12 protein-coding genes are annotated in these 5,982 nt (G+C 41.9%); 6 read left to right on the top strand and 6 right to left on the bottom strand.

The window, feature by feature from the left end; genetic code table 11:
- From H6G77_RS35145 to H6G77_RS35120, 6 genes are all read right to left on the bottom strand, one after another.
- The coding region (locus H6G77_RS35145) for a hypothetical protein (RefSeq protein ID WP_190874135.1) at nucleotides 1-762 on the bottom strand (762 nt) is incomplete at its 3' end.
- 28 nt (nucleotides 763-790) lie between these two features.
- Nucleotides 791-1,153, bottom strand: coding sequence for a hypothetical protein (locus H6G77_RS35140; RefSeq protein ID WP_190874134.1), 363 nt, complete (start codon nucleotides 1,151-1,153; stop codon nucleotides 791-793).
- A 112-nt stretch (nucleotides 1,154-1,265) separates the two neighbouring features.
- Nucleotides 1,266-1,463, bottom strand: a complete 198-nt coding sequence (locus H6G77_RS35135; RefSeq protein WP_190874133.1) for a hypothetical protein — start codon at nucleotides 1,461-1,463, stop codon at nucleotides 1,266-1,268.
- 21 nt (nucleotides 1,464-1,484) lie between these two features.
- Nucleotides 1,485-1,682 carry a hypothetical protein gene (locus H6G77_RS35130; protein WP_190874132.1) on the bottom strand — a complete coding sequence of 66 codons (198 nt, stop codon included), beginning with the start codon at nucleotides 1,680-1,682 and terminating at the stop codon, nucleotides 1,485-1,487.
- The gene (locus H6G77_RS35125; RefSeq protein ID WP_190873847.1) at nucleotides 1,675-2,001 is read right to left on the bottom strand and encodes a hypothetical protein; all 327 of its coding nucleotides are present in this window, start codon (nucleotides 1,999-2,001) and stop codon (nucleotides 1,675-1,677) included. The genes H6G77_RS35130 and H6G77_RS35125 overlap by 8 nt, the downstream gene beginning before the upstream one ends.
- A 94-nt stretch (nucleotides 2,002-2,095) precedes the next feature.
- Complete coding sequence (locus H6G77_RS35120) at nucleotides 2,096-2,884, bottom strand: hypothetical protein (protein WP_190874131.1); 789 nt, start codon at nucleotides 2,882-2,884, stop codon at nucleotides 2,096-2,098.
- Between the two features lie 271 nt (nucleotides 2,885-3,155).
- Between H6G77_RS35120 and H6G77_RS35115 the strand changes: the two genes are divergently transcribed.
- The 6 genes from H6G77_RS35115 to H6G77_RS35090 all read left to right on the top strand — a co-directional run bounded on the left by H6G77_RS35115 (nucleotide 3,156) and on the right by H6G77_RS35090 (nucleotide 5,799).
- Nucleotides 3,156-3,503 (top strand): helix-turn-helix transcriptional regulator, encoded by a 348-nt coding sequence (locus H6G77_RS35115; protein WP_190874130.1) that lies wholly within the window; start codon nucleotides 3,156-3,158, stop codon nucleotides 3,501-3,503.
- Between the two features lie 120 nt (nucleotides 3,504-3,623).
- Entirely contained in the window at nucleotides 3,624-3,815 is a 192-nt protein-coding gene (locus H6G77_RS35110) for a hypothetical protein (protein ID WP_190874129.1), read from the top strand.
- A complete protein-coding gene (locus H6G77_RS35105; protein ID WP_190874128.1) occupies nucleotides 3,812-4,111 on the top strand; it encodes a hypothetical protein in 300 nt (99 codons plus the stop codon). The genes H6G77_RS35110 and H6G77_RS35105 overlap by 4 nt, the downstream gene beginning before the upstream one ends.
- Nucleotides 4,112-4,133: 22 nt before the next feature.
- A complete protein-coding gene (locus H6G77_RS35100) occupies nucleotides 4,134-5,069 on the top strand; it encodes a hypothetical protein (RefSeq protein WP_190874127.1) in 936 nt (311 codons plus the stop codon).
- A 221-nt stretch (nucleotides 5,070-5,290) separates the two neighbouring features.
- Entirely contained in the window at nucleotides 5,291-5,461 is a 171-nt protein-coding gene (locus H6G77_RS35095) for a hypothetical protein (RefSeq protein ID WP_190874126.1), read from the top strand.
- Between the two features lie 29 nt (nucleotides 5,462-5,490).
- Entirely contained in the window at nucleotides 5,491-5,799 is a 309-nt protein-coding gene (locus H6G77_RS35090; RefSeq protein WP_190874125.1) for a hypothetical protein, read from the top strand.
- Nucleotides 5,800-5,982 lie beyond the last annotated feature (183 nt).

Raw genomic sequence — 5,982 nt, 5'->3', positions numbered from 1 at the left:
GATTGCTACTACTTCATCAACCTCACTTGCGATTGCGTCAAGAACTTGCTTTTGATACGAAGATTCAGCATCGTTAGGGTTTTCAAACTTATCAGCAGCCCAAGCCAAACACATCGTTTTTACCAAAGAATCAATCTTATTCACAGGCAGTAAACTTGGGCGGTCAACATCTTGAAATTGCAAGTATTCTTTAACTAAATCAAGCGGATAATTTAGTAAAGTCCGAATCTGTTTAACTCGCAAATCTTGTGGATGCGGTTGTTCTGATGTTAAGGGAAGCGATGTAGATGTTCCCAAGTGAGATTGAATTTCAGTAATAATTGATGCCCAATCCGAATTCGGATTCCATTCTTTGCGGATTCTGACTTTGGTAGTAGCATCGTATAATCGGCAGAACACGGTATTTTCCTCGCCGCTAGTAACAGCAATAATCAGGGGTTTGGAAAAGTCTTGTACTAGTGATGCTGATAATAAAAATGTTTTGGCGAAATTGGTTTCTATTCCAGTTCGGATGATATAAACTTCATCTGCTGCCACAACAATGTCTAGCTTAATATTGTCCTTACCCTTGAATTCTTTGGCTGTCACTCGCAGTTCTGATAGATAACCTATTAATCCACGTTGTTGAACTGGAATAGTTTTATCTTGGTCAATGATGAAGTGATACCAAAGATATGATTCACCGTTTGATTCCCCATTTTTGACGTAAAGATAAACTGGTTCAGGAGGATTACAAAATCCTAGTTTGATTTCATTCATCATATATTGCACCTACAAAATTGTTCTGCTGTTAAAGAAAATCTTTGTTAGACCAAATTCCGAAGAACTCATGTAATTGTTCAACAGTAGTAATTGCTGTCTCCCACAGATACGGAAACAATTTGCTTTTATTATTTGATTCCAATTGGGAGCAAATGATTAATCTGTCTTGTTGCGGAATCAGAACTATAATGTATCGACGGCGTTTGTTGTTCTTAATTCTGTAACCAGAGTATTGATTGCGTTGGACAAACTCGTAATCCGCGTATTCTTCGATGTAATCTCTAGCAAGAGAATACAAGTCAGTAGATGGTGTTAATAATTTAATCTCAGTAGAGAGAATAATAGGCTTATTATCTACAATTTCAACAATTTGATTGATTTCAAACTTCATATTTTTCACTCCTCGGTATTGATGTGTAATAATGAAGCGTCTCTAGCGAGATGTAACTTTAAGCCACTGGCAATCGCCCAAAGATAAGCACTCATTGAGCGATTGCTCTTTCCTAATCAATACTCTCAAAGACAATTAAAGGCTGTTGATTACCATCTAGTTCGCATTTCAAATATGACAGTGCTGTTTGAGCATCACCGATTGTTAAGTCTGGCTGATAGTCAAGTGCTTGATAATCTGGGTGTTTTTCTATTTGAGATATCAGATATTTTGCAGATTCAACTAATAGCAATAAATCTGGTGAATCCATTTGAGTCACTTCCCTGTTTAGTTAAAACTTCTCGACAACTGCCAACAAAAAGCCGTGTCCAGTATTCTTGATTTGCACTAATTTCTTGTCCAACAAATACTGAATGATGGTTTGCGAAAACTGAATCCGGTGCAGAGGAAGTGAACCACCACTTTTTCGCAGCGATCGCAATAATCTGGCAGCAGTTCGTTCTACGTAATAATCGACAACTTTAGCCATCAGTTGAACCTCCTGTGATAGCTACTAGTTGCTGTTGAAGTGCTTTAATTTGCTGTTGATGTTCGTCAATTTCTGCTTGTAATTTTTGCTGTACCTCTGCAATAGATAGTGTTTGGAGTTGGTCGTCAAAGTAATACCTAATCTCATCGCAACCGTCATCAGGCATAACAGCGTAACGCCAACCGTGACCGTACTCGTGGGCTAATGGGGTGTTGGGGAGGTAGTACTCCATGCCAAGGATGATGCCCTGTTGTGTGCGATCGCCAAAGGTAAAGCGGGGATAGTCCCAGTTTTGAGGAATATTGATTGTGGGTTGCATAATTGTGTTGGTGAATGAAGTGATTGGTGAGGAAGTGGGACAGAATTACTGAGGTCTGTCCCGAATGTAGATAGTGATATTTGAAACTAGTACCCTACGCTGCAACTAATTCTGATACAGGCTCATACTCCCGTAGCCGTTGCCAGTCTTGGGCAGTTAACATTTCAAACGGTTGGTCTAGCAATTTTTCGCAGTCGCTTAACACCAACAGCGATCGCACTGCATCAAATACTGAGTCAGAATACTGCTGATGAGCGGAACAACCTCGAATTACCCACCAATTCCCGTTGGTATACCCGACTTCGCCCAGTTTTACGTCGCCTTTGTAAATACCGTCATCCAGTGGTTCAAAGCCGTACTTTTGGCACTCGTTGAAAATATGCGCCATGATTTGGTTTTCGGTAGTGCAAGGTGTTTGGCTTTGGGTAGGTAATGGTTCATCAAGCATTTCGTCTTGGTGATGCCATTGAATGAAGCGGTGGCATTTTGCCCAGGTGTTGGCACGGAATTGCTCTACTCCAGCCACCGTGACTACCCAAGGCTGCGTTACAAAGTCAGCGCAATCGTAGGTGATGCTGGCAATCAGTTCTGTGCCACAGTAAATCTCGTGTTCGTAAAAAGAAATTTCTCTTACTGTTAATTCTTCGGGTGCAACAGCCTGAGCTTGATCTGCGATGTATTGCTCGAATTTGCCTTGGGCTATGTCCTGTTCGTCAATTTTCTGGAGTTTGCTTTCTTGGTATCGAGCGATCGCGCTTCTCCATTCTCCCTTGCATCGTCTGTCAATTACTTCGACTGTGCAGCCGATTTCGCTGTAGATGCGCTTTAGCTGGGGGAGGGATTTGCAGCGTAGCTGTTGTTGGGTATAAGTTGGATATGTCATTATATTGGTTACTCCATCTGTATGGTGGGTGTTTTGCAAAAGGCGACTGCGTAAGTTTTCCAGGCTCTAAGCAGTCGCTTTTTGTTTGAATTTAGCTTGTTGTGTACTACTTAGCGTAGCACTATAGTTAGTAGTCAACAATAGGCTTTAGCTGGCTTTTGTATTACCATTAGTAATGCTATTCTTAGTAAACATTTATATTATTTATGGGTATACACACCAAAGATAACCAACTGAAAGTAGTGCTACTGTAAGGAGTAAGAATTAGGAAATGCCTGTGCTTGTAAAACTGAAAAAGACGAGAGAAGCTAAAGGCTTATCTCAAAATGAACTAGCTAGGAAAACTGGTTACAGCCTTCAAAATATTCAGAAAATTGAACAAGGTAGAGCAGCATCAATTACATTTGATGCTTTGGGCAGATTTTGTGAAGTCTTAGAATGTCAGCCTGGAGATATTTTGGAATGGCAGCCAGATAATGTTGATGACAAAACTCGCAACTCATCCGATGAAATAGTGCTATCTACTGCTTCAGAGCAAGTAACTAGAAAAAGTGATGTGCCAAAATCTACTAAATCTCAAGCTCACATGGTTGTCATTGATAATAGAGGTGCAGCCTAACAGAGATTAGATTGCACAATAGCAAACTAAACATATAGCAGTAAAGGTAAAGCAAAACCCAATGGGAGCAACTTTATAGATGATTATTAGCCTAAAGTTGCTATTAAAAAGCAAAAGAGAATGACTGAAAGCGAATCTAACCAGGACAAAATACCCCCTAAACAGACACAGCCAACTGAGCAAGTTACTAATTATGATTGGCGTGATCCGTCAAAACCTCGAAATCCTGAAGATGATGGAATTGTGGATGGCTGGCGGCGACGCGCAGATGGCACTTTTGAGAAAGTTGAAGAGAAAGAGGCAGAGCAATGACATCTTTTATATGCGACCAAATCATAGATTTTGAAGCCACTCACGCTTATGAAGCCCAAGATATTGAAAGGCTTATAGAGCAAGTACAAACATCTTTGGCAGAGATGGAGGGGCGTAAAGTAGTAGTTTTACTAAGAAATGCTCATTATCTGACGACCAGAGCGTTTGTTATTCTTTATAACTATATTCGAGAACCATTCTCGACCAATGCCGTGTTTGTGCTGGTTTCTGGTGATAAATCGAGAATATTTCCCCCTTTACTGAATTTAATAGAGCATCGACAACAAGCGGCTTAAATGTGGGGGTTGAGGTGGATTCATGGACAAATCATCCCGTAAGCGCAACAAAACCACCTCTGCCACATTCAGTAATCCAGAATCACCCAACTCAGACATCGCCCCTTCAGAAGACCCAGCTTCTGCAATCATTGACGTTTCTGCGGTTGAAGTTCCTGAATTAACCGAGCAGGAGCAGAGCGATCGCTTGCACCTTGAGCGAAAAGTGGAGAGGGCGTTTTTTGAAGCGGGTAAAGCACTGGCAGAATTGCGCGATCGCAGATTGTACAGATCCACTCACCGCACATTTGAGGAATACTGTAAGGACAGGTTTAGCTATACTTACCGCCATGTGAACTATTTAATAGCTGGTTCAGTGATAGTTGACAATATAAAAATGGGAACTAATAGTTCCCAAAATGAACAAGTAGAAGAAATGGGAACTAATAGTTCCCAAATTTTGCCCACATCAGAAGTACAAGTGCGCCCTCTCGCAAAGCTTGAACCCCAACAGCAGTATGAAGTTTGGCAAATGGCAGTGGAAGAAGCCAAGGGCAAAGTGCCAACTGGCCGCATCGTCAAGGACGTTGTGCAACGAATTATGGAGCGTACCAAAGTACCCAACACCTACCAAATCGGTGAAGTCTGCCAAATCCTTGCAAAGGATAACCCCGAACTCAGGGGTAAAAGCGGTTGTTGGTGCATAGTGGTTGCCGTCCATGACTTCAGTTGCACTGTTAGGCTTTGGGATGGTGAACTTACTGTAGGGGTGCAGCATCTCAAGTCATTCGATTACCTGCCCCAGGAATGCCAGCAGATGCAGCAGGTGTGCGATCGCATCACTCGGTTGCGCTCGTGTGAGAATCTGGAGGAAGTTGCAAAAGCAGTGCTGAGGTACTTGGGGGAGTTGAAGCGACCGTATTTGACGGATGTTGGGGAGGGGCTTTTGGGTTTTTTGGAGTTGGCGAGTGGGGGCTGAAGCAAAATTCAAGCTTCCGAAAATTTGCGGAGGCTCGTTACTGCAAGTGAAATCCTCGCAAGGGGACTGCTGTGACAGATTCAATGATAAAAGTCGGACACTCTCGATTGCAAAATTTTTGTGGAGATCGCTTCCATCTTTGCATTTAGCCCAACACGATGTTATTCTAAACTGTCAAGCAGACTTAAGAGAGAAGTCTGGGCAATAAAGAAACAATTAACGTGCGAGTCAAAGAAGGTACACGTCTTTGGTGGCGACAAGAAGCAGCGAAAAATAATTTTATCTACGGCAATGATGGTGCAACTGGCGAATTTTTAGACGCGATTGCCTCTGGTGAGTACGTCATCATTTCAAAAACTGCTTGGGAACAATTATTCACTAAAACCGCTTGACGCTTTCTTAATTCTACTAAAATTTGAATATGGTCAAGATTCACGCACCGATTTACCTACAAATTTACGAACGCGAGGGAACGCAGTGGTTTTTTCACGGTGGCCAAGTTTTTTACAATCCTCGCGGCGTATCCACTGATTTAGATTCAATCCTTCAGAGACATGAACTAACCAAACTCAACGTCCTGGTAGCTTTATTTCGGATTAATGGGGGTAAGCCAGGGCTTTATTTAGCCAATGTTAAAGACAAACAATATTACTACTGTGGGACGGAGTGGGAATCTATTAAAGCCAAGTTGCGAGAACTGGGGATTGGTCGGGATGACCCGATGAGTTAGTCAGTTGCACATTTAAAATAACCTCATCGACCAAATCAATGAGGTTGTAACTTGCTCTTATTGTTTAATACAATACCTTCGCCAAAATAAGAGGATGAAGAGAGAGGGCTGATGTAGTAGAGTTATTGTCTTCCCAAACGACAACTCAAAAGCCACAACAAGCCCATGCCCGATATCTTATCA

This window comes from Aulosira sp. FACHB-615 (assembly GCF_014698045.1).
Lineage (GTDB): Bacteria > Cyanobacteriota > Cyanobacteriia > Cyanobacteriales > Nostocaceae > Nostoc_B.
The sequence above is the reverse complement of the archived record's forward strand: the minus strand, read 5'-3'. Positions and strand labels throughout refer to the sequence as shown.

Coding starts and splice junctions, on each gene's coding strand:
- H6G77_RS35140 (WP_190874134.1), bottom strand. CDS start 1,153: ATGAAGTTTGAAATCAATCAAATTGTTGAAATTGTAGATAATAAGCCT.
- H6G77_RS35135 (WP_190874133.1), bottom strand. CDS start 1,463: ATGGATTCACCAGATTTATTGCTATTAGTTGAATCTGCAAAATATCTG.
- H6G77_RS35130 (WP_190874132.1), bottom strand. CDS start 1,682: ATGGCTAAAGTTGTCGATTATTACGTAGAACGAACTGCTGCCAGATTA.
- H6G77_RS35125 (WP_190873847.1), bottom strand. CDS start 2,001: ATGCAACCCACAATCAATATTCCTCAAAACTGGGACTATCCCCGCTTT.
- H6G77_RS35120 (WP_190874131.1), bottom strand. CDS start 2,884: ATGACATATCCAACTTATACCCAACAACAGCTACGCTGCAAATCCCTC.
- H6G77_RS35115 (WP_190874130.1), top strand. CDS start 3,156: ATGCCTGTGCTTGTAAAACTGAAAAAGACGAGAGAAGCTAAAGGCTTA.
- H6G77_RS35110 (WP_190874129.1), top strand. CDS start 3,624: ATGACTGAAAGCGAATCTAACCAGGACAAAATACCCCCTAAACAGACA.
- H6G77_RS35105 (WP_190874128.1), top strand. CDS start 3,812: ATGACATCTTTTATATGCGACCAAATCATAGATTTTGAAGCCACTCAC.
- H6G77_RS35100 (WP_190874127.1), top strand. CDS start 4,134: ATGGACAAATCATCCCGTAAGCGCAACAAAACCACCTCTGCCACATTC.
- H6G77_RS35090 (WP_190874125.1), top strand. CDS start 5,491: ATGGTCAAGATTCACGCACCGATTTACCTACAAATTTACGAACGCGAG.